The sequence below is a fragment of the Mesorhizobium sp. Cs1321R2N1 genome (assembly GCF_037179725.1).
In the GTDB taxonomy this organism is placed as follows: domain Bacteria; phylum Pseudomonadota; class Alphaproteobacteria; order Rhizobiales; family Rhizobiaceae; genus Mesorhizobium; species Mesorhizobium salmacidum.
Genome location: NZ_JAPYKP010000094.1, coordinates 1 through 22,563 on the forward strand (window position 1 = coordinate 1; position 22,563 = coordinate 22,563).

The following is a 22,563-nucleotide window of genomic DNA, read 5'->3' on the forward strand; positions in this document are numbered from 1 at the left end:
CGTCGCCTGTCCCGACCGAAACTCCGGCGTCGGCTCCTACGCTGCCGACGCTCGCGCCAATACCGATTGACGCCCCGTTCTGGCCGACGCCCACACTGGTGCCAACCCCGACATTGCCGGCCTTGGCACCAACTCCTGCCTCAATAGCCATGGCAGGTTGAGTCGCGATTACAATCGAGAAAACGGCCGCGAAGTATCTGCTCATCGCAATCCTCCATCCCCGGCTGTCATTGACTGAACCCCTCAGCCGGGGGTCGCGTGGGAAGCAGCGCGTCTGGCAGCGTGATCGTCGTCAGGCGAACGACCCGCGACTTGGGCACTTCCGCGTTGCCGACCTCCTGCTGCCCTCGGTTGAGCGATCTGCGCCGGGGCGCATGTGCGCTTGCGCGATCGGTGGGGGGTGCCTTTGCCGCGTTTTCGATATGCGAGGTGCAGCGCTCAACCCAGCGCTTGAAGGCGTTGAGGTCCTTGCGGGCCGAAGCGAGGTCGCGTGTCAGGTCAATGGTTTTTTTGCGCTCCTGATCCGCCGCCTCGTTGAACGCCGTCGATATCCGGGCCAATTCCTCCTTTGCGGCGTCGCGTTCCCGCCGAGCAGTTGCAAGATCACTCGCCAGCGCGTTTGCTCTTTCGCGTTCCTGTGCGAGGGCCTCGCCAGCCTGCCTTGCAGCAACTTCAGCAAGCTGGCTGCCCTGAATGGCGCCGGCCCGCGTTGTTGCTGCCAGCTTCGTGCTCGCCTCCAGCGCTTCGATGGACTGACGAGCCCCGGCGATATCACGCTCCAGGAGCCCGATTTTCCGCCGCTCCCCTTCAATCGTCTGCCTGGCCTCGGCCAGAGACCTTTCCGCGGTATCGCGTGCCGCAACTGCCTCGGCATTCAGGCGCGCCTGCGCCAGGTCGCGCGCAAGCCCCTCGGCTTTTTGCCGCTGCGCTTCAAGGACAGGTTGCGGCTGGTTCATCGGGTCGGCGACCGCGCGCCACGGCGCACTTGCGTTTTCTGTAACGCGCCGCGTGGCAGCCAGTTCCTGGCGAGCCGCCGCTGATTCGCGGGGCAGATTTTCCTCATGCGCACTGCCGGTTTTGAGTGGATCGATATCCTTGTGCAGCGCGAGGAAGCGCTGTTCATTGGCGCGTTCGCGTTCAGCCTGGTCATGCTCCCCCTTAGCCCGGACTTGCGAGGCAAGCGCTTCGGCGCGAGTTGCCTCGCTTTCCCTCCGAGCGGCGGTCAGACCACGCCTCGACGCGTCGACCCAAGACCGCTCCCACCCCAGGGCTTGTTCCGCCGGAGCAGATGCCGACGGTACGCCCTCCGGCGGCGCGATTTGGGTAGGAGCGACAGGAGGTTTCGTTGCTGGCGGAGCGAGGCCGATTGCTGCACATCCAAGCAACATCATGAGGCAAAACGGAATGAGGCGCAGCGGGGCGGCTCTCGACTGTTTGCGGTCGTCCTGCTGTTGACGGTCGTCATGAAACAAGGCAGCGATCGTGTATACTCGGTCAGGACAGTGGCCGAGGGGCTCGGAAGCCGAGTCGGATCTCCGCCCGCGATCCATTGCGAATCCTCCATGGCGTCGACCGCGCAGGTGAGATGCTGCGGCGTCAGTAGGCGTAAACCCGAGCGCCCCGCGCTAACACGCCAGGCGAACCCTTAGGCAGATCATCAAGCTACCAAAGGCAGGTCGGGGTCGTAAGCTACCGAATTAGGGTAGGGGACTTCTGAATCTTCTCAAAACTGTCGGCACAGGTCCCCTAAAGTACTAGCCCGGATATCTCACACAATATCCCGAAGGTCTTTCGGCTGAGATTTGCAGGCATCTGAGCTGCGGGCAAGGACCATCGCTGCGAGGAGCAGGCTCCCTTGACGATCCAATGTGCTCGACCATGAACTAATCGCGCTATTGAGTTGTGCCTTAGGGCAGACCACGAAATAGCCAGATGGGCCGGGCTTTGAATTTCAATCTAGTTCTGAACAGGCGGAGGACAAAGCATCTCCATCACCTGAAATCGGCGGGAATTTTGCTAGGCGATCAAATTGCAACCGGCGCACATCATGCGCGCGGCGGGATGCGACCGGCTTTTTGCGCATCGGAAAATAAGACGGCGATGCTGAGGAACCAAAGCGTGTTCCTCAAGTTCGATATCGGTTTCCATGGAGATCGAATTCCACGATGCAAGGTCGAGGGCCAATCAAAGCAGCACTTCGAGCGCAGGCCGATGAGGTACGCATTAACATTGGCGTCCTCCAGCGGGAGCTGGCTACCAACCGCAAAACCATAGTTGGCGCTTGCGTTTGGGGTACGAGATAAAGTCGAGGAAAGCTTTTCTGGCGCGTCTGGAAAGGGTGTTGGCGCAGTACTCGCCGGGCTGCCTGCGTGACGACACCGCAGTGCTGGGCCGCTCGGAGAAAAGCTCGCAACCGCAAGGCTCCCATTGCAGCTTCTGACGCTTTCAGACTTTCGAAATGACAGCCAACGGAGACGGAGACCGGGCCTAACGGGTCTTCCCGGCCGATAAATGTGCTGCACGGCAGCCTCGCCGACGCCCCGCGCGGGGACACTGCGTTACCATCGAAAGTTCCTGCTCATGGCAAATCACCCGATTACCCGCGTACTCACCTCGATCGGCACGTGGACCTCTCGTCCGGCAGCATTCCTGGTGCTGCTGGCCTATGCGGCCGTCTGGATAGTTTTCGATCGGCAAAGCTTGAACTGGCATGGAGCGGCCACGCTCCTCACCTGGGCGATGACGCTGTTCATTCAGCGGGCGGAGCATCGCGACACCCAGGCCATTCATGCCAAGTTGGACGAAATGTTGAGATCAAATAGTTCGGCTTCGACCATCACCAGCATTGATGACGAAGAGCCCGAGGAAATCGAAAACCATCGCAATCGCAAGCAGCAGGGCGGCTGACAGCGCACGGCGGGGATTTATCAAGAACGCAGATCGACTTGTTCGAGCAGGATCTTGGGCGATCCCGGCAGATCACCCTGAGGCCTCGGCTGTCATTGCTCATTTGGAGCAGCGGTCGGGGCTCTCGCGATCAAGCCTTTCAGCCAGCCTGATGCCCCGCAATCGCGGCGAGAAAAATCGTGCCGAACTCCTTGAGCTTCGCCCCTCCCACGCCGTTCACCTCGGCGAAGGCGTCGAGGTCGCGCGGGCGGCGGTCGGCCATGTCGGTCAGCGTGCGGTCGGAAAACACCACATAGGCCGGCACCTGGCGCTCCTTGGCGAGCCGCAGCCGCAACGCCTTGAGCGCTGCCAGCAGCGAGGCGTCCACGCTCTCGGCGCCGGCGGCGGAGCCTTCCCCGGAACGCTTCCTGCCACGCGCCAGAGGATCCCGCGTCTCGACGCGATACTGGAATGCAATCTCGCCGCGGCCGAGCGCGCGGCCGTTTTCGGAGATGGCGAGACCGCCATGGCCCTCGGGATCCGGCATCAGGAACCCGCCCGCAACCAGTTGCCGGATCAGCGACAGCCACACTGGCTTCCTGTGCGCGGCGCCGGTGCCAAAACTGCTTAGCGTCTGATGGCCTCTGGCCAGCACCTTCTCGGTCTCGTGGCCAAGCAGGATGTCGATGACATGGGCCGCGCCGAAGCGCTCGCCGCTCTGCGCGACCGCCGTGAGGATTTTCCGCGCCTCGGCACTGCCATCGGCGCGCGGCGCCTGATCGAGGCAGTTGTCGCAATTGCCGCAGGCTTGAGCCTCTTCGCCGAAATAGCCGAGCAGCACCTGGCGCCGGCACTGCGCCGTTTCGCAATAGCCGATCAGCGTGTCGAGCCGGCGGTGCGACCGTCTCTTGTGCTCGGGTGAGGCGTCCTCGTCGTCGATGAACAGCCGTCGCATGCGGATGTCGCCAAGACCGTAAAGCATATACGCCTCGGCCTCGCGTCCGTCGCGGCCGGCGCGCCCGATTTCCTGGTAATAAGCCTCCAGGCTGCCCGGCATATCGGTGTGGAAGACATAGGCGACGTCGGGTTTGTCGATGCCCATGCCGAAGGCGATGGTCGCCACCATGACGACGCCGGACAAGGTCATGAAGGCGTTTTGATTGGCCTCACGCGCCTCCTTGCTCATGCCGGCGTGATAGGCAAGCGCCCTGACGCCGTTCTTCTCGAGGAAGGCTGCCATCTCCTCGGTCTTCTTGCGCGACAGGCAATAGATGATGCCGCTCTTGCCCGCATGGCGCTCTATGAAGCCGAGCAGCTGGCGCTTGCTGTCCTGCTTGGGCGCGATGGCCAGCTTGATGTTGGGCCGGTCGAAACCCAGCACCAGCGTTTCGACCCGCTCGGCGAACAGCCGGGCGGCGATGTCGCTGCGCGTGCTCTCGTCGGCCGTCGCCGTCACCGCGATGATCGGCACATTGGCGAAGATGCCGCGCAACCGCGACAGGTCTTCATATTCGGGCCGGAATGCCGGGCCCCATTGCGAGATGCAATGCGCCTCGTCGATGGCGATCAGGCTGACGTCGAGCCTGGAAAGCGCCTCGAGCATGCGCTCGGTCATCAACCGCTCCGGCGCCAGATAGAGCAACCGTGTCTGGCCCGATGCCACGCGGCGCCACGCCGCGACATTGGCCTCGCGGTCGAGGGAGGAATTGATCGTATCGGCGGCGACGCCGGCAAGCCGCAGCGCCGCGACCTGGTCCTGCATCAGCGCCACGAGCGGCGAGACGACGAGGGTGAGCCCGCCCAGGACCAGCGCAGGAACCTGGTAGCAGAGCGATTTTCCGGCCCCCGTCGGCATGACGGCCAGCACATGGCGCCCGCCGAGCAGTGCGTCCATGACGTCGGCCTGGCCGGGGCGAAAATCATCGAAGCCGAACACGTCCTTCAGGACGCGCCGCTTGGGATCCTCGGCTCGAATGCTCGCCGCCTGTGCCTGCATCAGGCTGCCGCCTGGCTGGGAGCGATTTTTCGGGGATTGGAGAGGATGTGGGAACCGATCAAGAGACTCTCCGTGTGATGCCCTGGAGTAGCGCAGCCGTCACCGGGCCGCAACAGGGCCGGCTCGTTCTCTGCCCCCGTGTGAGATCGCCCTTCCCCTGCGGTATCTGCGCCCTGCTGGATTCCTCGGCGCCACGATGTAAGCTCGACCCGACATGCCAGGGAGGGTGCGATGCTGCAGACCAGACAGGATGTCCTCGGCGAACGGTTCCGGTTGCAGCGTGCCGCCTTCGAGAAGCAGCCCTTTGCCGGCCTTGGCCTTCGTAAGGACCGCCTCAAGCGCCTGCTCGCGTTGACCGAGCGGCACGAGACTGAGATCTGCGCCGCGATCGACGCCGACTTCGGCGGCCGCTCGGCGCACGAGACGCGGCTTGCGGAACTGTTTGTCGTGCGCGCCGGCATTCGCCATGCCCTTGCGCATGTCGGCGGCTGGATGCGAGAGCGTCGTGTCGCCACCACCTTGCCCTTCCTGCCGGGCAAAAACCGCCTTCTGCCGCAGCCGCTTGGGGTGGTCGGCATCGTATCGCCCTGGAATTACCCCTTTCAACTCGCCGTCGCGCCGGTCACGGCAGCGCTCGCCGCCGGCAACCGCGTCCTAGTAAAGCCCTCCGAACTGACGCCTGCTTTCTCCGAGCTGCTGGCCAGGCTGGCCGGCGACCACTTCGCCCCGGACGAACTCAGCGTCATCCCCGGCGATGCCGAGATGGGCAAGGCCTTCGTCTCGATGCCGTTCGACCACCTGCTGTTCACCGGTTCGACCGCGGTCGGTCGCCAGGTCGCGATCGCCGCCGCCGCCAACCTGACCCCGGTCACGCTCGAACTCGGCGGCAAGTCGCCGGCGATCCTCGACGCCTCCTGCGATCTCGACACGGCAACAGCCAGCGTCGCCTATGGCAAGCTGTTGAATGCCGGGCAGACCTGCATCGCGCCGGACTACCTGCTGGTGCCGAAGGGACAGGCAGGCACGGTCGCGGCGAAGCTCGCAATCGCGGTGGCGCGGCTCTACCCCACGCTGCGCGACAACCCCGACTATACCGCCATCATCAGCGACCGGCATTACCAGCGCCTGTGCGCCATGATCGCGGAAGCCCGCGAGGCCGGCGCAGATGTCACCGAGATCAACCCGGCCGGCGAAGGCCTCGGCACCGCGGGCCGGAAGCTTTTGCCGACCCTGGTCAGCAACGCCGGCCCCGACCTGCGGCTGACGCGCGAGGAGATTTTCGGCCCGGTGCTGCCGATCGTCGAATACGCCACGGTCGACGACGCGATCGACCACGTGAACCGGGCCGACCGGCCGCTGGCGCTCTACTGGTTCGGCAACGACAGCACCAACCGCCAGCGCATCCTGCGCGAGACCGTCGCCGGCGGCGTCACCATCAATGACTGCATGCTGCATCTGGTGCAGGAGAACCAACCCTTCGGCGGCGTTGGCGCCAGCGGCATGGGCGCCTATCACGGCGAATGGGGGTTTCGCACCTTCAGCAAGGAGAAGCCGGTCTTCCTGCAGTCACGCTTGAGCGCGGGAGCCCTTCTGCGGCCGCCCTATGGCAAGACGTTCGAACGGCTTTTCGGGTTGCTCAAGCGCATCACCTGACCAAGGTCGCGCGCATTAAGTTTATATTCACCATGATCCGGCAGGTTTCCGGTCCTGCGGTGATGTTTTGAGTACCGCGGCGCATTGGAGCAATTCCAGGAAAAGTGTGAAACGGTTTTCCGTCCGGAATTGCGTCAGACAGAGACAGAACGTTTCGCCGTTTCTGTGAGACGGTAATGCGCTCTGGCGCCCAGGCAACAAACCCGCGCTTCCCTGGAGGTGCGGGTTTTTTATTGGCCGAGAAATCGTTGGCGGCCCGGTCAGGCGAGAAAATCGGCGCGGTGCGGCGCAAAACTGTCGACCAGACGCCCGGCCTCCAGCGCCCTGACGCCGTGTACCAGCCCGGAGGGAACGATGAAGCTGCCGCCGGTCTCCAGGATTTCGGTCCGTCCGTCGATGGTCACCTCGAAACGGCCTTCGGCGACATAGCTTGCCTGGACATGCGGGTGCGAATGCAGCGCACCGACGCCGCCCTTGTCGAAGCCGAATTCGACCATCATCAGCTCGTCGGTGGATAGGAGCACGCGCCGGCGATTGCCGTCCGGGGTCGGAGTCCAGGCAGCCTCGCCGGCTCGCGCGAAAATCTTCGGCTCGGTCATTGTCATCTCCTCACCGCGCCAGCCAGCCGCCGTCCACCGGCACCACCGCGCCATGCATATAGTTCGAGGCCGGCGCCAGCAGGAAGACGGCGGCATCGCCAATGTCTCCGGGTTCCCCCCAGCGGCCGGCGGGAATGCGGCCGAGGATGGCCGCACTGCGGTCGGGATCGGCGCGCAGCGCCTGCGTGTTGTTGGTCTCGATATAGCCCGGCGCTATGCCGTTGACGTTGATGCCTTTCGCCGCCCATTCGCAGGCGAGCAGACGGGTGATGCCGAGCAGGCCATGCTTTGACGCCGTGTAGGACGCAACGCGGATACCGCCCTGGAAACTCAGCACGGAGGCGATGTTGACGATCTTGCCCCGGCGACCGCCGGCAAGGACGTACCGCGCAAAAGATTGGCACAGCAGAAATGCCGTTTTCAAATTGACGTCGATGACATCGTCCCAATCGGTCTCCGTCAGGTCGACGGCATCTGCGCGGCGGATGATGCCGGCATTGTTGACCAACCCGTCGAGCGGCCCGCTTTCGTCCCAGACACGATCGAGCATCGGTCCGGCCGCGCCGGTGTCGGCAAGGTCGGCGGCAACCGTCTCGAATTCGCCGCCCAGAGCCGCGACCTTGCTCGCCGTCTCCTCCATCGACGAGCGGCCGACGCCGATCACCGCGCCGCCGGCGCGCGCGATCGAGACGGCGATGCCTTGGCCGATGCCGGTGTTGGCGCCGGTGACCAGGATGCGCTTGCCGGCCAGGCTGAAGGCTGTGAGGTCGCTCACCGCAAATCGTCCATCGCCACCGGGTCGACATCGGTGTAGTCGACATTGTCGCCGGCCATCGCCCAGATGAAGGCGTAGTTGGATGTGCCGGCGCCCGAATGGATCGACCAGCCCGGCGACAGCACCGCCTCTTCATTGCGCATGACGATGTGCCGTGTCTCGTCCGGCACGCCCATGAAATGGAAGACACGCGCCGCCTCGGGCAGGTCGAAATAGAGATAGGCCTCCATGCGCCGGTCATGCACATGACACGGCATGGTGTTCCAGATCGAGCCCGGCGCCAGTTGCGTCATGCCGACCACGAGCTGGCAGGTTCTTGTTCCGCCGTCATGGATGAACTGGAAGATCGAGCGCTCGTTGCAGGCCTCCTTGCTGCCGAGGTCGAGGCGCTTGGCGTCATTGAGGCGGATCAGCCGGCTGGGATGAGCCTGATGCGCCGGCGCGCTGAGCAGGTAGAACTTGGCCGGCACGGCCTTGTCGGAGGAAGCGAATGACACATCGCTGGAGCCCATGCCGAGATAGAGCATGTCGCGCGCCCGCAGGTCGAAGGATTGGCCGCCGGCTTCGATCGTGCCGGCGCCGCCGATGTTCACAGCGATCATTTCGCGCCGGTCGAGAAAACCCTTGGTGCCGGTCGGCTTGATCGCTTCCAACGGCAATGCCGTCGCCACCGGCATGGCGCCGCCGACTATCATGCGGTCGTAGTGGGTATAGGTCAGGCTGACGCGGCCGGGCCGGAAGAGGTCTTCGATGTGGAAATTATAGCGCAGTTCGTCCGTTCCCATGGCGGCGGCGACGGCCGGGTCGATGGCGAAGCGCGATGTGTAGTCGGTGTGGTTCTGGCTCATCTCTGTCCTGACTTCTGGAGGATCATTCGCCGGCGGCCTTGACCGAACTGGCGTAAAAGGCCTGCCGCGCCTGCAGGCGCTCGCGGTAGCGCTGCTGGCTGGCGCCGAGATGGGTGCGCATCGCCTCGCGCGCGGCTTCGGCATGGCCCGCCGTGATCGCATTCAGGATCACCAGATGCTCGCGCTGCAGCCCGCGCTGGTAGCTGTCGGACTGCACCAGTTCGGTCGACCAGGGCGAGGTCACGTCGCACGGAATGGCGCGCCGGCCGAGCACGTCGAGCATTTCGACATAGAACGGATTGTTGGTGGCGCTGGCGATGGCGCGATGGAAGGCAAGGTCGGCGGGTCCGGTCGGCTGGCTGTCGAGCAGCATCCGCTCGAACTCGAAGAAGGCTTCCTGGATCGCCGCTTCCTGCGCTGCGTTGCGTCGGATGGCGGCGAGGCCGGCCGATTCGATTTCGATCGCCAGGCGCACCTCGAGCACGCTGAGCGCGATGGAATCCTTGGCTCCCATGTCGGCTGCAAGCGCGCCGAACATGGTCGAAATGTGCTCGGTGACGAAGACGCCGGCGCCCTGCCGCGGCTCGACAAGGCCGTCGGCGGCAAGCTTGGCCAGCGCCTCGCGGATGACGGTGCGGCTGACGCCGAAGGTTTCGGTCAGCTGGCCCTCGGTCGGCAATTTTTGGCCGGGCAGGATCTCGCCCGCCAGCAATTGCTTGCGTATCGCTGTGATCACGCTTTCAGAAAGCTTGGGTTTTCGTTCGACCTTGAGATCGGGACTGACGGACACGTGGCGATCTCCTAATGGAACAGGCCCGGCAGCCATAATGAGATTTCCGGTATGTAGGTGACAAGCATCAGCACGGCGAAGGCGGCGCCGTAGAATGGCCAGATCGAGCGCATCGCGGTCCAGATCGGAATGCGGCCGATGGCGCAGCTGACAAACAGGACCGCGCCGACCGGTGGCGTGCAAAGCCCGATGCCGAGATTGAGGATGAGGATCACGCCGAAATGCACGGGATCGACGCCATAGGCCATGACCACCGGCAGGAAGATGGGCGTCGTGATGATGATCAGCGGCGACATGTCCATGAAGGTGCCGAGGATGAGCAGCACGATGTTGATCAACAGCAGGATGACCAGCTTGTTGTCGGATACCGACTGCAGAAAGGCGACCAGCGCCGCCGGCACCCTGAGATAGGCGAGCAGCCAGCCGAAGGCCGCCGCGCAGCCTATGATCATCAGCACCATGGCGGTGGTGCGCACCGACGCCGTCGTCGCCGCGACGAAGTCGCCCCAGCTCATCGAGCGGTAGATGATCAGCGTCACCAGGAAGGCATAGACGATGGCGATGCAGGAGCTCTCGGTCGCGGTGAAGATGCCGGACCTGACGCCGCCGAAGATGATGGCGATCAGGATGAGGCCGGGAATGGCGGCGACAAGCAGCTGCATGGCCCGGCCGAAGCCGGCGAAGGGCTCCGTCGGATAGCCGCGGCGGCTGGCAACCCAATAGGCCGTTATCATCAGCGACAACGCCAGCAGCAGACCCGGCAGCACGCCGGCCGTGAACAGGTCGGCGATCGAGATACGGCCGCCGGCCGAAATCGAATAGATGATCATGTTGTGGGACGGTGGAATGAGAAGCGCGATGATGGCGCCGACCGACGTGATGTTGACGGCGTAGTCGATGCCGTAGCCGCGCGCCTTCATTTGCGGGATCATCAGCCCGCCGACCGCCGACGCATCCGCCACCGCCGAGCCGGAAATGCCGCCGAACATGGTCGACGCAGCGATGTTGACCTGCCCCAGACCGCCCCGCAAATGGCCGACCAGGGAGCCTGCCAGTGCGACCAGCCGCGCGGCGATGCCGCCGCGCACCATCAGGTCGCCGGCGAAGATGAAGAAGGGGATGGCCATCAGCGAAAAGACGCTGACGCCGGAATTGAGCCGCTGGAACACCACGACCGGCGGCAGCTCGAGCGTGAGGATCGTCGCGAAGCTGGCGACGCCGAGGCAGAACGCGATCGGCGTGCCGATGACCAGCAGGAACACGAAGGTGCCGAAGAGGACCATAAGTGCCATGGTTCAGGGCTCCTCGCCGGTTGCATGGATGTCGGCGTCGACGGGCAGGCCGGCAAAACGCCCGGCCAGCCGTTCCAAGGAAAACAGGCAGACCAGCGCGCCACCCAGGATGATCGGCAGGAAGCTGACGCCGCCCGGCAAAGCGAGCGAAGGCATCACCGTGTTCCAGGTCAGCCTCGCCAACTGGACGCCATAGACGATCATGCCGGCGCCGAAGGCCAGCACGACGAGATCGGAAATGCTGCGCAGCACCGCCTTGCCCGAGGCAGGCAGGACATAGAGCAGCACGTCGAAGCCGAGATGCGTACGCTCGCGCACGCCGACGGCGGCACCCAGAAAAATGAACCAGCCCATCAGCAGCACCGAGAAGGATTCCGTCCAGCTCGGCGAACGGTTCAGCACGTAGCGCGAGAACACCTGCCAGAAGATGATGATCGTCATCAGCGTCAGGCCGGCGCCGCTGATCCAAAGTGCCAGCCGGGCGAGCCCGGAGAGGACGCGTTCCGCGCCCAGCCAGAAGCCTCGCATGGCCGACGCGCCCGAAGCCAGCGCGGGGGCCTTCGCGCTGCTCGGTCCGTTGCCCGTGCCGTTCATTTCTCGGCCTGTATGCGGGCGGCCAGGTCCTTCAGTTCGGGCGTCGACAGATACTTGTCGTAGACCGGCTTCATCGCGTCGATCAGCGGCTGCTTGTCGATCTCGCTGACCTTGACCCCCGCGGCCTCGACGATGCCGCGCGACTTCTTCTCCTGCGCGTCCCAGAGTTCGCGCATCTTGACGACGCTGTCCTTGGCCGCCTGCCGCACGATCGCCTGGTCTTCCGGCGACAGCCTGTCCCAGCTTGCCTTCGACATGACGAGCACTTCCGGCACGATCTGGTGTTCGTCCATCGTGTAATGCTTGGCGACTTCGTAGTGCTTGGCGGATTCGAAGCTCGGCCAGTTGTTCTCGGCGCCGTCGATGACGCCGGTCTGCAGCGCCGAATAGACCTCGCCATAGGCCATCGGCGTGGCATTGGCGCCAAGCGCGTTGACCATGTCGACGAACACGTCGGACTGGATGACGCGGAACTTCATGCCTTTCATGTCGGCCATAGAGGTGATGTCCTTCTTGGTGTTGTAGAAGGACCGCGCGCCGGAATCGTAGAAGGCGAGGCCGACAAGGTCGTGCGCCTCGAACGCCTTCAGGATCTGGTCGCCGACAGGGCCGTCCATGACGTGGCGCATATGCTCGACCGAGCGGAATATGTAAGGCAGCGACGGCACCGCGGTCTCCGGCACGATGCCGTTGAACGGTCCCATCGAGACACGGTCGAGGTCGATGACGCCGGCCTGGGTCTGCTCGATCGTGTCCTTCTCCTCGCCGAGCTGCGCCGAGTGATAGACCTCGATCGAATAGCGGCCGGCGGTGCGCTGCTTGATCAGGTCGCCCATGTACTTGACCGCCTCGACGGTCGGGTAGCCGTCCGGATGGGTATCCGAGGATCGCAGCACGGTTTCGGCGTTGGCAATACCGATCAGCAGCGAGCCGAAGGCAAACGTGGCCGCCGTCAATTTCGAAAAATGCAACATGACTTCCTCCCTTTGAAAATCGAAAACGTCCGGCTCAGAGCCGGTACGCATTTTTGACAAGCGTGTAGGCAAGCTCCTTCGCCAGTTCATGGGCCTCGTCCTCGCGCAGCCGGTGCTCGGCGACGAGGCGCGCCAGGAACGCGCAGTCGACGCGGCGCGCCACGTCGTGGCGGGCGGGGATCGACGGAAAGGCGCGGGTGTCGTCGTTGAAGCCGACCGTGTTGTAGAAGCCGGCGGTCTCGGTGGTCATCTCGCGGAAACGGCGCATGCCTTCCGGGCTGTCGTGGAACCACCAGGCCGGCCCGAGCTTCAGCGCCGGGTAGACGCCGGCCAGCGGCGCCAGTTCGCGCGTATAGCCGGCCTCATCCAGCGTGAACAGGATGACGGTGAGGTCACGCTCCAGCCCGACACAGTCGAGCAGCGGCTTCAGCGCCGTCACATAGTCGGTGCGCGTCGGGATGTCGAAGCCCTTGTCCCTGCCGAATTTCTGGAAAACACCAGGCGAATGGTTGCGCCAAGAGCCCGGATGGATCTGCAGCACCAGCCCGTCATCCCGGCTCATCTTGGCCATCTCGGTCAGCATCTGGGCGCGAAACAGCTTTCGTTCGCGCTCATCTTCCGAGCCGGCGCGGACCCGGTTGAACAGCTCCTGCGCCGCCGCGTCGGAAAGATTGGCGGTCTCCGCCGTCGGATGACCATGGTCCGATGAAGTCGCGCCGAAGCTCTTGAAGAAGGCGCGCCGCTGGCGGTGCGCCTCGAGATAGCCGGCCCAGGTCCCGGTGTCGCAGCCGGTGATCTCGCCGAGCCGATCCAGATTGGCCGAAAAGCCTTCGAAATCGGGATCGACGACGGCGTCCGGCCGATAGGCGGTGACGACGCGGCCCTCCCAGCCGCTGTCGCGGATCATCTGGTGCCATCTGAGGTCGTCGAGCGCGCCTTCGGTCGTTGCGATGACCTCGATGTTGAAGCGCTCGAACAGGGCGCGAGGGCGGAAGTTCTCCCACTGCAGTACCGTCGCGATCGTGTCGTAATGGCGATCGGCGGTTGCGGCGCTCAACGGCTCTTCGATGGCGAACAGATGGGCAAGCACATGGTCGAACCACAGCCGGGTCGGCGTGCCACGAAAGAGGTAATAGTGTTCGGCGAACAGCCGCCAGATCGCCCGGCCGTCGGTCTCGACGGGCGCACCATCGAGGGTCGGCACGCCGAGAGCCTCGAGCCGCACGCCCTGGCTGAACAGCATGCGAAAAATATAGTGGTCCGGCACGATGAGCAGCTGCGCGGGATCGGGGAACGGCTCGTTCAGCGCGTACCAGCGCGGATCGGTATGTCCGTGCGGGCTGATGATGGGCAGGTCCTTGATGCCGGCATAGAGATCGCGGGCGATCGAGAGCGGACGCGCCTCGGCTGGAAACAGCAAATCCGCATTGATCAGTGCCACGGCCATCCTCCCGGTCCTATCGGTAGGGTTGAGCAGAAATAATGTCAACATACAAAAATTGGATTGTTGTATGATGAGTTTTGAGCAAAGCTGAGCATTGTCGGCGAACGCCACCGGTGTTACGCCGCCAGTGTTCTGCGGCTTGCGATCCGCCTCCGGATACCAGCCGTGCCATAACCAGCCGTTTCACGAGATGAGTGCGCGAACCGATGACAGACCGCCGCCTTTCCAACCGCACGGCGCCAGCATTACCGGCCAAGGTCGCCGCGCCTCGATACGATCGCGGTGCCGTTACACCGGGCATCGTGCAACTGGGTGTCGGCGCCTTTCACCGCGCCCATCAGGCCGCCTACATCGATGAATGCCTGGCGGCCGGCGAGACGGGCTGGGGCATAACCGGCGTGTCATTGCGCAGCGCCGATACGCGCGACGCTCTGGCGCCGCAGGATGGGCTTTACACGCTGGCGGTCCGCGGCAGCGGCGGCGAGAAGCTGCATGTCATCGGCTCGATCGGTTCGATGCTGGTGGCGCCGGAAGATCCGGGCGCGGTGCTGGCGGTGCTGACCGATGCGCGCACCCGCATCGTGACGCTGACGATCACCGAGAAAGCCTATCTGCGGGCGGCGGGCGGTGGGCTGGACGCGACGCATCCCGACATCGTCCACGATCTAGCCAATCCGCAAAAGCCGAAGACGGCGCATGGTTTTCTGACCGAAGCGCTGGCCCGCAGGCTGGCCGCCGGCACCCCGCCTTTTACCGTGCTTTGTTGCGACAACCTGCCGGCCAACGGCGCCACCTTGCACAGGCTGCTGATCGAATTCGCCAAATTGCGCGATGCCAGTCCTGGTTCGGCGGGCGATGCTGGAATCGCCGGCCACATCGCCGGTCACGTCGCATTTCCCTCGAGCATGGTCGACCGCATCGTGCCGGCCACGACCGATGCCGACAGGTCGCGGATATCGGGCGAACTTGGTATCGAGGACGCTTGGCCCGTGATGACGGAACCCTTCAGCCAATGGGTGATCGAGGATGATTTCCCGGCCGGCCGTCCGGCCTGGGACAAATTCGGCGTCACCATGGTCGGCGATGTCGCTCCCTTCGAGGACATGAAGCTGAGGCTGCTCAACGGCGCGCATTCGGGCATCGCCTATCTCGGCCTGCTCAGCGGCCACGCCACGGTCGATAGCGCCTTCGCCGATCCGGCGATAAGGCAATTCGTCGATGCGCTGTGGGAGGAGGCCGTATCGACATTGCCGGATGATGCCGGCCTCGACACATCAGCCTATACGACCGAGCTCGCCGAGCGTTTTTCGAACACGGCACTTGCCCACCGCACGGCGCAGATCGCCAATGACGGCAGCCAGAAACTGCCGCAGCGCATCATCGCTTCGGCTATCGAGTGCCTCGAAGCCGGCGCCGAGCTGGTCCATCTCACGCTGGTGGTGGCAGCCTGGATCGCCGCCTGCGCGGCGCGCGGAAAGAGCTTGCCGGAGGGCCATTTCACCGATCCGCTCGATGCTCCGCTGACGGCGCTTTTGGACCAGCAGCTGCCGGCGAACGAAACCGTGACGGCGGTGTTCGATCTGACCGGCTTCGCCAGGGATCACGCCGAACGCCAGACGCTGATCGAACTCGTGGCCGTCCACCTCGTCCACCTGCGGCGGGACGGCCCGACTTTGGCTTTTGCTGCGCTCGGCATAGAGGGCGAAGGGCCGTAAGGCGAAGCTGGCAAGGATCAGCAGGCGATAGAGGACTTAACGCCGGTGCTACAGCATCGCCGCCATAGCTGAATTCTCGCCGCTCAAACAAAACAAAAAAGCGAGGCGAGTGCCCCGCTTTTCACTTCGCTTCTGAATTGAAGTTCAGGCCGGCAGGATGGCGCCTTCCAGCGTGGTGAGCTGGCCAAGGAACTGCTCCGCCTTGCTGCGCGCCTGGTCGTCCTTGGCGTCCACGGCGTCCTCCCTGGCTTCCTGGATGCGGCGGGCGAGATCGGCGCGGTCGACATCCTTCACCGCGACGGCCGATTCCGCCAGCAGCGTGCAGCCGGTGGGCACGATGTCGGCAAAGCCACCGAACACGACATAGCGTTCTTCGCTGCCCGAGGCGTTCTTCACCGTGACGACGCCCGGCTTGATCGTGGTCATGACCGGCGCGTGATGGGCCATGACGGTCATCTCGCCTTCGGCGCCTGGAATAACGACGGATTCGACCTCGGCGGAAACCAGCAGGCGCTCCGGAGACACCAGTTCGAACTTGAAAGCTTCAGCCATGATTATCTAGCGAGTAGGGAATAGTGAGTAGCGAGTAGGGAAGAAAACTCGCTCGGCTCACATTTACCCTATTCGCTACTCCCTATTCGCTATTCGCTTGAATTACGCCGCTTCAGCCGCGAGGCGCTGTGCCTTCTCGACTGCTTCGTCGATGCCGCCGACCATGTAGAAGGCGGCTTCCGGCAGGTGGTCATAATCGCCGTTGCAGAGGCCCTTGAAGCCCTTGATGGTGTCGGCGAGGTCGACCAGCTTGCCCGGCGCGCCGGTGAACACTTCGGCGACGAAGAACGGCTGCGACAGGAAGCGCTCGATCTTGCGGGCGCGGGCCACCGTCTGCTTGTCCTCTTCCGAGAGCTCGTCCATGCCCAGGATGGCGATGATGTCCTGCAGCGACTTGTAGCGCTGGAGGATCGACTGCACCTGGCGGGCGACGCCATAGTGCTCGTCGCCGACGACCAGCGGGTCGAGCATGCGCGAGGTCGAGTCCAGTGGATCGACGGCCGGATAAATGCCCTTTTCGGCGATCGAACGGTTCAGCGTCGTCGTCGCGTCAAGGTGAGCGAATGAGGTCGCCGGCGCCGGGTCGGTCAAGTCGTCGGCCGGCACGTAGATCGCCTGCACCGAGGTGATCGAGCCCTTGGTGGTGGTGGTGATGCGTTCCTGCAGCGCGCCCATGTCGGTGGCGAGCGTCGGCTGATAGCCCACGGCCGACGGGATACGGCCGAGCAGCGCCGACACTTCAGAACCCGCCTGCGTGAAGCGGAAGATGTTGTCGACGAAGAACAGCACGTCCTGGCCCTGGTCGCGGAAATATTCGGCAACCGTCAGGCCGGTCAGGCCGACGCGGGCGCGCGCGCCCGGCGGCTCGTTCATCTGGCCGTACACCAGCGCCGCCTTCGAGCCTTCGCCGCCGCCCTTCTTGTTGACGCCGGATTCGATGAACTCGTGATAGAGGTCGTTGCCTTCGCGGGTGCGCTCGCCGACGCCGGCGAACACCGAGTAACCACCATGCGCCTTGGCAATGTTGTTGATCAATTCCTGGATCAGCACGGTCTTGCCGACGCCGGCGCCGCCGAACAGGCCGATCTTGCCGCCCTTGGCGTAGGGAGCCAACAGGTCGAGCACCTTGATGCCGGTGATCAGGATCTGCGCTTCCGTCGATTGTTCGATATAGGCCGGAGCCGGCTGATGGATCGAGCGCAATTCGACCGCGTCGACCGGGCCTGCTTCGTCGACCGGCTCGCCGATGACGTTGATGATGCGGCCGAGCATGCCCGGGCCGACCGGCACGGCGATCGGGCCGCCGGTGTCGCGCACTTCCTGGCCGCGCACCAGGCCTTCGGTGGAGTCCATGGCGATGCAGCGCACGGTGTTTTCACCGAGATGCTGGGCAACTTCGAGCACCAGCCGGTTGCCGACATTGTCGGTCTCGAGCGCGTTCAGGATCGGCGGCAGATGCTCGCCGAACTGCACGTCGACGACCGCGCCGATGACCTGGCGGACCTTGCCGACAACGCCGGTGGCCCTGGTGGCCACGGCCTGGGTCCTGGCAGCGGCGGCCTTGGCCGGCGCTGCTGCTGCCTTGGCCGGGGCCGCCTTTGCCGCCGCTGCCGGAGCCTTGGCCGCCTTCGCCGGGGCTGCTGCCTTCGGGGTTGCCTTCTGCGGGGTCGCTGCTTTCGCCATCGTCTTTACCCTTTTCGTCCTTTGTTTCTCACGCGGTCCGGTTCGCGGGCCATGACCCGCGGACCGCGCCTAGAGCGCCTCGGCGCCCGAAATGATTTCGATCAGTTCCTTGGTGATCTGTGCCTGCCGCTGGCGGTTGTAGGTGATCGACAGTTTGTTGATCATCTCACCGGCGTTGCGCGTCGCATTGTCCATGGCGCTCATCTTGGCGCCCATTTCGCCCGCCGCGTTTTCGAGCAGCGCGCGGAAAACCTGCACCGCGATGTTGCGCGGGATGAGGTCGGACAGAATTTCGCCCGGCTCCGGCTCATACTCGTAGACGGCGCTGGCGCCATCCGTCGACTCGGGCCGAGCCGAAGAGGCGGACGCTGCCGGAATGATCTGCTGCGCGGTCGGAACCTGGCTGATCACCGATTTGAACTGCGAATAGAACAGCGTGCAGACGTCGAAGGCGCCCTCGTTGAACAGGTGGATGACCTTGCGGGCGATCGCATCGGCATTGACGAAGCCGAGCGTCTTGACCTCGCGCAGATCGACTCGATCGATGATCATCGCGGCATAGTCGCGGCGCAGTATGTCGAAACCCTTCTTGCCGACGCAGATGATCTTGACCTGCTTGCCATCGGCCAGCAGCCGGCGGATATGGTCGCGGGCATGACGGGCGATCTGCGAATTGAAGCCGCCGCACAGGCCGCGCTCGGCTGTGCAGACGACGAGCAGATGCACGTCATCCTTGCCGGTTCCCGCCATCAGCGCCGGGGCATCGCCACCGCCACCGACAGCCTGGGTGATGTTGGCCAGGACGGAACCCATGCGCTCCGAATAGGGACGCGCCGCTTCCGCCGCCTCTTGCGCACGGCGCAGCTTCGCCGCGGCGACCATCTGCATCGCCTTGGTGATCTTCTGCGTCGCCTTGACCGAGGCGATACGGTTACGAAGGTCTTTTAATGAAGGCATGCTTCAAACCTGATCCCGTCTTGCACTTCGCTCAGGCGAAGGTCTTGGCGAAGGCGTCGATCTCGGCCTTCAGCTTGGCGCGCAGATCGTCCGACAGCGCCTTTTCCTTGCGGATGGCGTCGAGGACGTCCTTGCCGGCCGAACGCATGTGGCTGAGCAGGCCGTGCTCGAACTTGCCGACCTGGTTGACCGGCAGCTTGTCGAGATAGCCATTGACGCCGGCGAAGATCACCGCGACCTGTTCTTCCGTCTTCAGCGGCGAGAACTGCGGCTGCTTCAGAAGTTCGGTCAGGCGCGAGCCGCGGTTGAGCAGGCGCTGCGTGGCGGCATCGAGATCCGAGCCGAACTGCGCGAAAGCAGCCATTTCGCGGTACTGCGCGAGCTCGCCCTTGATCGAGCCGGCAACCTGCTTCATCGCCTTGATCTGCGCCGAGGAACCGACGCGCGACACCGACAGGCCGACGTTGACGGCCGGACGGATGCCCTGGAAGAACAGGTTGGTTTCGAGGAAGATCTGGCCGTCGGTGATCGAGATCACGTTGGTCGGAATGTAGGCCGACACGTCGTTGGCCTGCGTCTCGATGACCGGCAGGGCGGTCAGCGAGCCGCCTCCCAGGTCGTCGTTGAGCTTGGCGGCGCGCTCGAGCAGGCGCGAGTGCAGGTAGAAGACGTCGCCCGGATAGGCTTCGCGGCCCGGCGGACGGCGCAGCAACAGCGACATCTGGCGATAGGCCACGGCCTGCTTCGACAGATCGTCATAGCTGATCAGCGCATGCATGCCGTTGTCGCGGAAATATTCGCCCATGGTGCAGGCCGTGAACGGCGCCAGGAACTGCATCGGCGCCGGATCGGACGCGGTGGCGGCGACGATGATCGAATATTCGAGCGCGCCGCGCTCTTCCAGCACCTTGACGAACTGCGCGACGGTCGAGCGCTTCTGGCCGACGGCGACGTAGACGCAGTAGAGCTTTTCCTTCTCAGGACCGTTGTCGTGCACCGACTTCTGGTTGAGCATCGTGTCCAGGATGATGGCGGTCTTGCCGGTCTGGCGATCGCCGATGACCAGCTCGCGCTGGCCGCGGCCGACCGGGATCAGCGCATCGATGGCCTTGAGGCCGGTCGACATCGGCTCGTTCACCGACTTGCGCGGGATGATGCCGGGCGCCTTGACGTCGACGCGCTTGCGCTCGATCGCCTTGATCGGGCCCTTGCCGTCAATCGGGTTGCCGAGCGCGTCGACGACGCGGCCGAGCAGGCCGGGGCCGACAGGCGCGTCGACGATGGCACCGGTGCGCTTGACGGTGTCGCCTTCCTTGATGTCGCGGTCGGCGCCGAAGATGACGACGCCGACATTGTCGGCTTCGAGATTGAGCGCCATGCCGCGGATGCCGCCGGGGAATTCGACCATTTCGCCGGCCTGGACATTGTCGAGACCGTAAACGCGGGCGATACCGTCACCGACGGACAGCACCTGTCCGACTTCGGAGACCTCGGCCTCCTTGCCGAAATTCTTGATCTGGTCTTTCAGAATTGCGGAAATTTCCGCGGCGCGGATGTCCATCAGCCGACCTCTTTCAGTGCAAGCTTGAGCGAATTGAGTTTGGTTTTGAGCGACGTATCGATCTGGCGCGAGCCCATCTTGACCACCAGTCCGCCGAGCAGCGACGGGTCGACGGTGACGGAAATGGCCACGTCCTTGCCGGCAACGCTCTTCAGCGCCGCCTTGAGTTCGGTCTGCTGGGCCGCGGTCAGCTCATGCGCCGACGTCACTTCAGCAGCAGCCTCGCCACGGTGCTCAGCGGCGATCTGGCGGAATGCCTTGATCATGCCGGGCACCGCGAACAGGCGGCGGTTCTTGGCGACGACGCGCAGGAAATTGCCAGTCAGGCCGGTGATGCCGGCCTTGTCGGCGATCGCCGCGATGGCCTTGGCCTGGTCCTCGCTGGAGAATACCGGGCTGTTGATCAGCCGGGTGAGGTCCGCGCTGCCCGCCAGCATGGCCTCGAAACCGTTCAGGTCGGCCTCGACCTTGGCCACGGAATTTGACTGCGATGCCAGTTCGAACAGCGAACCGGCATAGCGCTCTGCGACACCTGAGATTGGCGATGACGATTGGGCCACGGACCGTCTTTTCTCTTGTCTGACAGGCCGCAGATTGTTGGCGCGAGCAAAAACTCTGGCTAAATCTTTGACCTTACTGCATTTTTCCAAGCACGGAGGCGCGGCTTCCGCTATCCCCGGCCGAAAGTCGATTGCCGTCTAGCACAGGCATTTTAAGACCGCAATGCGTCGTTCCGCATGGTTTTCAGGCACTATTGTCGCATCCGGCGAAAGACTCGGGTCCTGCGCGCCGGAATACCCTTGGATTCAGGGCACAAAGCCGAAGGCAAAGGCGAGCGGCAAGGCCGCGAGCGCGAGTTCCACCACGATGGAAACCCAGTGAAAGGTGTATTGGCGCTATCCGACATCATCGACAGCAGCCGGCCGAAGGCGGTGAACAGCCAGGAGAAGCCGAGCGCCATGTAGACCAGCGGCTGCGCGAGCAGGATGCAGCACAAGCCGACCCCTAGATAGAAGCCCGACATGCGGCCTCGGCCTTCGGCGATCGCCGCCGCCTTCTCGGGTTTGGCCTGCAGGCGCAGGATGCGGAACGCCAGGCCCGGCGCCAGGAAGAACAGGAGGCCGAGCAGCACGGTGAAGACCGCACTCGACCAGGCCAGCCATTCGCCCTGGCTCGTCGGCCATGGAAGCGCAAAATCCATCGTGTCCCCTCGAAAAGGCTGCTTTGAAATCGCGGGCATTCTAGCGGAGGAAAAATGCCGCGCCAGATGGCTCCAGGCACTTTAGGAGACGCGCATCAACCGAGCGCGAATTCCACCGCCGCCTCGGCATGGATGCGCGTCGTATCAAAAACCGGAATGTCGAAATCGCCCTGGCCGATCAGCATGGTGATCTCGGTGCAGCCCATGATCAGGCTGTCGGCGGCCTCTTCGCGGCGAAGGCGGTTTGCCTCGGCGACATAGGCGGCCTTCGAAGCTTCGGAGACAACGCCCTGGCAGAGTTCCTCGTAGATGACGCGATGGACCATGTCGCGCCCGGCCTCATCGGGCACCACTGGCGAGAGGCCATATTTGTCGGCAAGCCGGCCCTTGTAGAAGTCCTGCTCCATGGTGAACCGCGTCGCCAGCAGCGCCGGGCGCTGCAAACCGGCCTGCCTGATCGCGGCCGCGGTGGCATCGGCAATATGGATCAGCGGGATCGACACGGACGCCTGCACCGGGTCGGCCAGCTTATGCATGGTGTTGGTGCACAAGAGCAGACCTTCCGCGCCGCCGGCCTCAAGCTTGCGCGCGGCATCGGTCAGCAGCGCGCCGGCGCCGTCCCAATCGCCATGATGCTGCCGTTCGGCGATCTCGGCGAAGTCGAACGACCACATGAGCAGCTTCGCCGAATGCAGCCCACCCAGCCGCTCGCGCACGATCTTGTTGAGCAGGCGGTAGTAGATCGCGGTCGATTCCCAGCTCATGCCGCCGAGCAGGCCAAGGGTTTTCATGTGATCTTTCCGTTTCTCTCGCCGAGATAACTGTAGCTGAAATTGCGTCCCTACAAAAAACTCTGGGGGTCGATGTCGACCTGCACCCGGACCGAGCCGCGCTGCTTCGGTCCGTTGGCGAGCATTGCCCTGATAAAACCCTGCATGTCGGCGCGCCGTTCGCCCTGGATCAGCAGGCGGAAGCGGTGGCGGCCGCCGAGCAGCGACAGCGGGGCTTCCGCAGGACCGAGCACGAACAGGTCCGACGCTTCC

The 22,563-nt window shown here is 64.1% G+C and carries 20 protein-coding genes and 2 pseudogenes; 3 read left to right on the forward strand and 19 right to left on the reverse strand.

The window, feature by feature from the left end:
- Both O7A61_RS21315 and O7A61_RS21320 read right to left on the reverse strand, forming a co-directional pair.
- Nucleotides 1-205: pseudogene (locus tag O7A61_RS21315) on the reverse strand (hypothetical protein); the annotation flags it as partial.
- Between the two features lie 22 nt (nt 206-227).
- Nucleotides 228-1,472 carry a hypothetical protein gene (locus O7A61_RS21320; RefSeq protein WP_337131476.1) on the reverse strand — a complete coding sequence of 415 codons (1,245 nt, stop codon included), beginning with the start codon at nt 1,470-1,472 and terminating at the stop codon, nt 228-230.
- Nucleotides 1,473-2,580: 1,108 nt separating this feature from the next.
- Here O7A61_RS21320 and O7A61_RS21325 point away from each other — a divergent pair.
- Nucleotides 2,581-2,907, forward strand: coding sequence for a low affinity iron permease family protein (locus O7A61_RS21325; protein WP_337131477.1), 327 nt, complete (start codon nt 2,581-2,583; stop codon nt 2,905-2,907).
- 139 nt (nt 2,908-3,046) lie between these two features.
- Here O7A61_RS21325 and recQ read toward each other — a convergent pair whose 3' ends face one another.
- Nucleotides 3,047-4,882, reverse strand: coding sequence for a DNA helicase RecQ (recQ, locus tag O7A61_RS21330; RefSeq protein ID WP_337131478.1), 1,836 nt, complete (start codon nt 4,880-4,882; stop codon nt 3,047-3,049).
- 231 nt (nt 4,883-5,113) lie between these two features.
- Between recQ and O7A61_RS21335 the strand changes: the two genes are divergently transcribed.
- The gene (locus O7A61_RS21335; RefSeq protein ID WP_337131479.1) at nt 5,114-6,535 is read left to right on the forward strand and encodes a coniferyl aldehyde dehydrogenase; all 1,422 of its coding nucleotides are present in this window, start codon (nt 5,114-5,116) and stop codon (nt 6,533-6,535) included.
- 260 nt (nt 6,536-6,795) lie between these two features.
- Here O7A61_RS21335 and O7A61_RS21340 read toward each other — a convergent pair whose 3' ends face one another.
- The 8 genes from O7A61_RS21340 to uxaC form a co-directional block, all read right to left on the reverse strand.
- A complete protein-coding gene (locus O7A61_RS21340) occupies nt 6,796-7,134 on the reverse strand; it encodes a cupin domain-containing protein (RefSeq protein WP_337131480.1) in 339 nt (112 codons plus the stop codon).
- A 10-nt stretch (nt 7,135-7,144) separates the two neighbouring features.
- Nucleotides 7,145-7,909: a 2-dehydro-3-deoxy-D-gluconate 5-dehydrogenase KduD gene (gene kduD / locus O7A61_RS21345; protein ID WP_337131481.1), complete on the reverse strand. Its 765-nt coding sequence runs from the start codon at nt 7,907-7,909 to the stop codon at nt 7,145-7,147.
- Nucleotides 7,906-8,757 carry a 5-dehydro-4-deoxy-D-glucuronate isomerase gene (kduI, locus tag O7A61_RS21350; RefSeq protein ID WP_337131482.1) on the reverse strand — a complete coding sequence of 284 codons (852 nt, stop codon included), beginning with the start codon at nt 8,755-8,757 and terminating at the stop codon, nt 7,906-7,908. Before kduI ends, kduD begins: the two co-directional genes overlap by 4 nt.
- 22 nt (nt 8,758-8,779) lie before the next feature.
- Nucleotides 8,780-9,547, reverse strand: a complete 768-nt coding sequence (locus O7A61_RS21355) for a FadR/GntR family transcriptional regulator (protein ID WP_337131483.1) — start codon at nt 9,545-9,547, stop codon at nt 8,780-8,782.
- Between the two features lie 11 nt (nt 9,548-9,558).
- On the reverse strand, nt 9,559-10,839 hold the full coding sequence (locus O7A61_RS21360) for a TRAP transporter large permease (RefSeq protein ID WP_337131484.1): 1,281 nt from the start codon (nt 10,837-10,839) through the stop codon (nt 9,559-9,561).
- A gap of 3 nt (nt 10,840-10,842) precedes the next feature.
- Nucleotides 10,843-11,367 carry a TRAP transporter small permease gene (locus O7A61_RS21365; protein ID WP_337131491.1) on the reverse strand — a complete coding sequence of 175 codons (525 nt, stop codon included), beginning with the start codon at nt 11,365-11,367 and terminating at the stop codon, nt 10,843-10,845.
- 62 nt (nt 11,368-11,429) lie between these two features.
- Nucleotides 11,430-12,407, reverse strand: a complete 978-nt coding sequence (locus O7A61_RS21370) for a TRAP transporter substrate-binding protein (RefSeq protein WP_337131485.1) — start codon at nt 12,405-12,407, stop codon at nt 11,430-11,432.
- 34 nt (nt 12,408-12,441) lie between these two features.
- On the reverse strand, nt 12,442-13,854 hold the full coding sequence (gene uxaC, locus O7A61_RS21375) for a glucuronate isomerase (RefSeq protein WP_337131486.1): 1,413 nt from the start codon (nt 13,852-13,854) through the stop codon (nt 12,442-12,444).
- Nucleotides 13,855-14,057: 203 nt separating this feature from the next.
- Here uxaC and O7A61_RS21380 point away from each other — a divergent pair, with 203 nt between their 5' ends.
- Entirely contained in the window at nt 14,058-15,566 is a 1,509-nt protein-coding gene (locus O7A61_RS21380; RefSeq protein WP_337131487.1) for a mannitol dehydrogenase family protein, read from the forward strand.
- Nucleotides 15,567-15,710: 144 nt separating this feature from the next.
- On the opposite strand, the gene O7A61_RS21385 is transcribed toward O7A61_RS21380, so the two are convergent.
- The 8 genes and pseudogenes from O7A61_RS21385 to O7A61_RS21420 form a co-directional block, all read right to left on the reverse strand.
- Nucleotides 15,711-16,118 carry a F0F1 ATP synthase subunit epsilon gene (locus tag O7A61_RS21385; RefSeq protein ID WP_337105618.1) on the reverse strand — a complete coding sequence of 136 codons (408 nt, stop codon included), beginning with the start codon at nt 16,116-16,118 and terminating at the stop codon, nt 15,711-15,713.
- A 102-nt stretch (nt 16,119-16,220) separates the two neighbouring features.
- A complete protein-coding gene (gene atpD / locus O7A61_RS21390; RefSeq protein WP_337105617.1) occupies nt 16,221-17,801 on the reverse strand; it encodes a F0F1 ATP synthase subunit beta in 1,581 nt (526 codons plus the stop codon).
- A 69-nt stretch (nt 17,802-17,870) separates the two neighbouring features.
- Nucleotides 17,871-18,758: a F0F1 ATP synthase subunit gamma gene (locus O7A61_RS21395; protein ID WP_337105616.1), complete on the reverse strand. Its 888-nt coding sequence runs from the start codon at nt 18,756-18,758 to the stop codon at nt 17,871-17,873.
- 31 nt (nt 18,759-18,789) lie between these two features.
- Nucleotides 18,790-20,319, reverse strand: coding sequence for a F0F1 ATP synthase subunit alpha (gene atpA / locus O7A61_RS21400; RefSeq protein ID WP_027145125.1), 1,530 nt, complete (start codon nt 20,317-20,319; stop codon nt 18,790-18,792).
- Nucleotides 20,319-20,879: a F0F1 ATP synthase subunit delta gene (locus O7A61_RS21405; protein ID WP_140769492.1), complete on the reverse strand. Its 561-nt coding sequence runs from the start codon at nt 20,877-20,879 to the stop codon at nt 20,319-20,321. Before O7A61_RS21405 ends, atpA begins: the two co-directional genes overlap by 1 nt.
- A 246-nt stretch (nt 20,880-21,125) precedes the next feature.
- Nucleotides 21,126-21,520, reverse strand: a pseudogene (locus O7A61_RS21410) (AGROH133_08824 family phage infection protein).
- Nucleotides 21,521-21,615: 95 nt separating this feature from the next.
- The gene (locus tag O7A61_RS21415; RefSeq protein WP_337131488.1) at nt 21,616-22,311 is read right to left on the reverse strand and encodes an aspartate/glutamate racemase family protein; all 696 of its coding nucleotides are present in this window, start codon (nt 22,309-22,311) and stop codon (nt 21,616-21,618) included.
- A 50-nt stretch (nt 22,312-22,361) separates the two neighbouring features.
- Nucleotides 22,362-22,563, reverse strand: a 202-nt coding sequence (locus tag O7A61_RS21420; RefSeq protein WP_337131490.1) for a hypothetical protein, incomplete at its 5' end; no start/stop codon positions are given.

Excerpts from the sequence above, each read along its gene's own strand:
- O7A61_RS21370 (WP_337131485.1), bottom strand. The coding sequence starts at position 12,407 with ATGTTGCATTTTTCGAAATTGACGGCGGCCACGTTTGCCTTCGGCTCG.
- O7A61_RS21340 (WP_337131480.1), bottom strand. The coding sequence starts at position 7,134 with ATGACCGAGCCGAAGATTTTCGCGCGAGCCGGCGAGGCTGCCTGGACT.
- O7A61_RS21385 (WP_337105618.1), bottom strand. The coding sequence starts at position 16,118 with ATGGCTGAAGCTTTCAAGTTCGAACTGGTGTCTCCGGAGCGCCTGCTG.
- O7A61_RS21360 (WP_337131484.1), bottom strand. The coding sequence starts at position 10,839 with ATGGCACTTATGGTCCTCTTCGGCACCTTCGTGTTCCTGCTGGTCATC.
- atpA (WP_027145125.1), bottom strand. The coding sequence starts at position 20,319 with ATGGACATCCGCGCCGCGGAAATTTCCGCAATTCTGAAAGACCAGATC.
- O7A61_RS21335 (WP_337131479.1), top strand. The coding sequence starts at position 5,114 with ATGCTGCAGACCAGACAGGATGTCCTCGGCGAACGGTTCCGGTTGCAG.
- O7A61_RS21380 (WP_337131487.1), top strand. The coding sequence starts at position 14,058 with ATGACAGACCGCCGCCTTTCCAACCGCACGGCGCCAGCATTACCGGCC.
- recQ (WP_337131478.1), bottom strand. The coding sequence starts at position 4,882 with ATGCAGGCACAGGCGGCGAGCATTCGAGCCGAGGATCCCAAGCGGCGC.
- kduI (WP_337131482.1), bottom strand. The coding sequence starts at position 8,757 with ATGAGCCAGAACCACACCGACTACACATCGCGCTTCGCCATCGACCCG.
- uxaC (WP_337131486.1), bottom strand. The coding sequence starts at position 13,854 with ATGGCCGTGGCACTGATCAATGCGGATTTGCTGTTTCCAGCCGAGGCG.
- O7A61_RS21415 (WP_337131488.1), bottom strand. The coding sequence starts at position 22,311 with ATGAAAACCCTTGGCCTGCTCGGCGGCATGAGCTGGGAATCGACCGCG.
- O7A61_RS21325 (WP_337131477.1), top strand. The coding sequence starts at position 2,581 with ATGGCAAATCACCCGATTACCCGCGTACTCACCTCGATCGGCACGTGG.
- atpD (WP_337105617.1), bottom strand. The coding sequence starts at position 17,801 with ATGGCGAAAGCAGCGACCCCGCAGAAGGCAACCCCGAAGGCAGCAGCC.
- O7A61_RS21365 (WP_337131491.1), bottom strand. The coding sequence starts at position 11,367 with ATGCGAGGCTTCTGGCTGGGCGCGGAACGCGTCCTCTCCGGGCTCGCC.
- O7A61_RS21395 (WP_337105616.1), bottom strand. The coding sequence starts at position 18,758 with ATGCCTTCATTAAAAGACCTTCGTAACCGTATCGCCTCGGTCAAGGCG.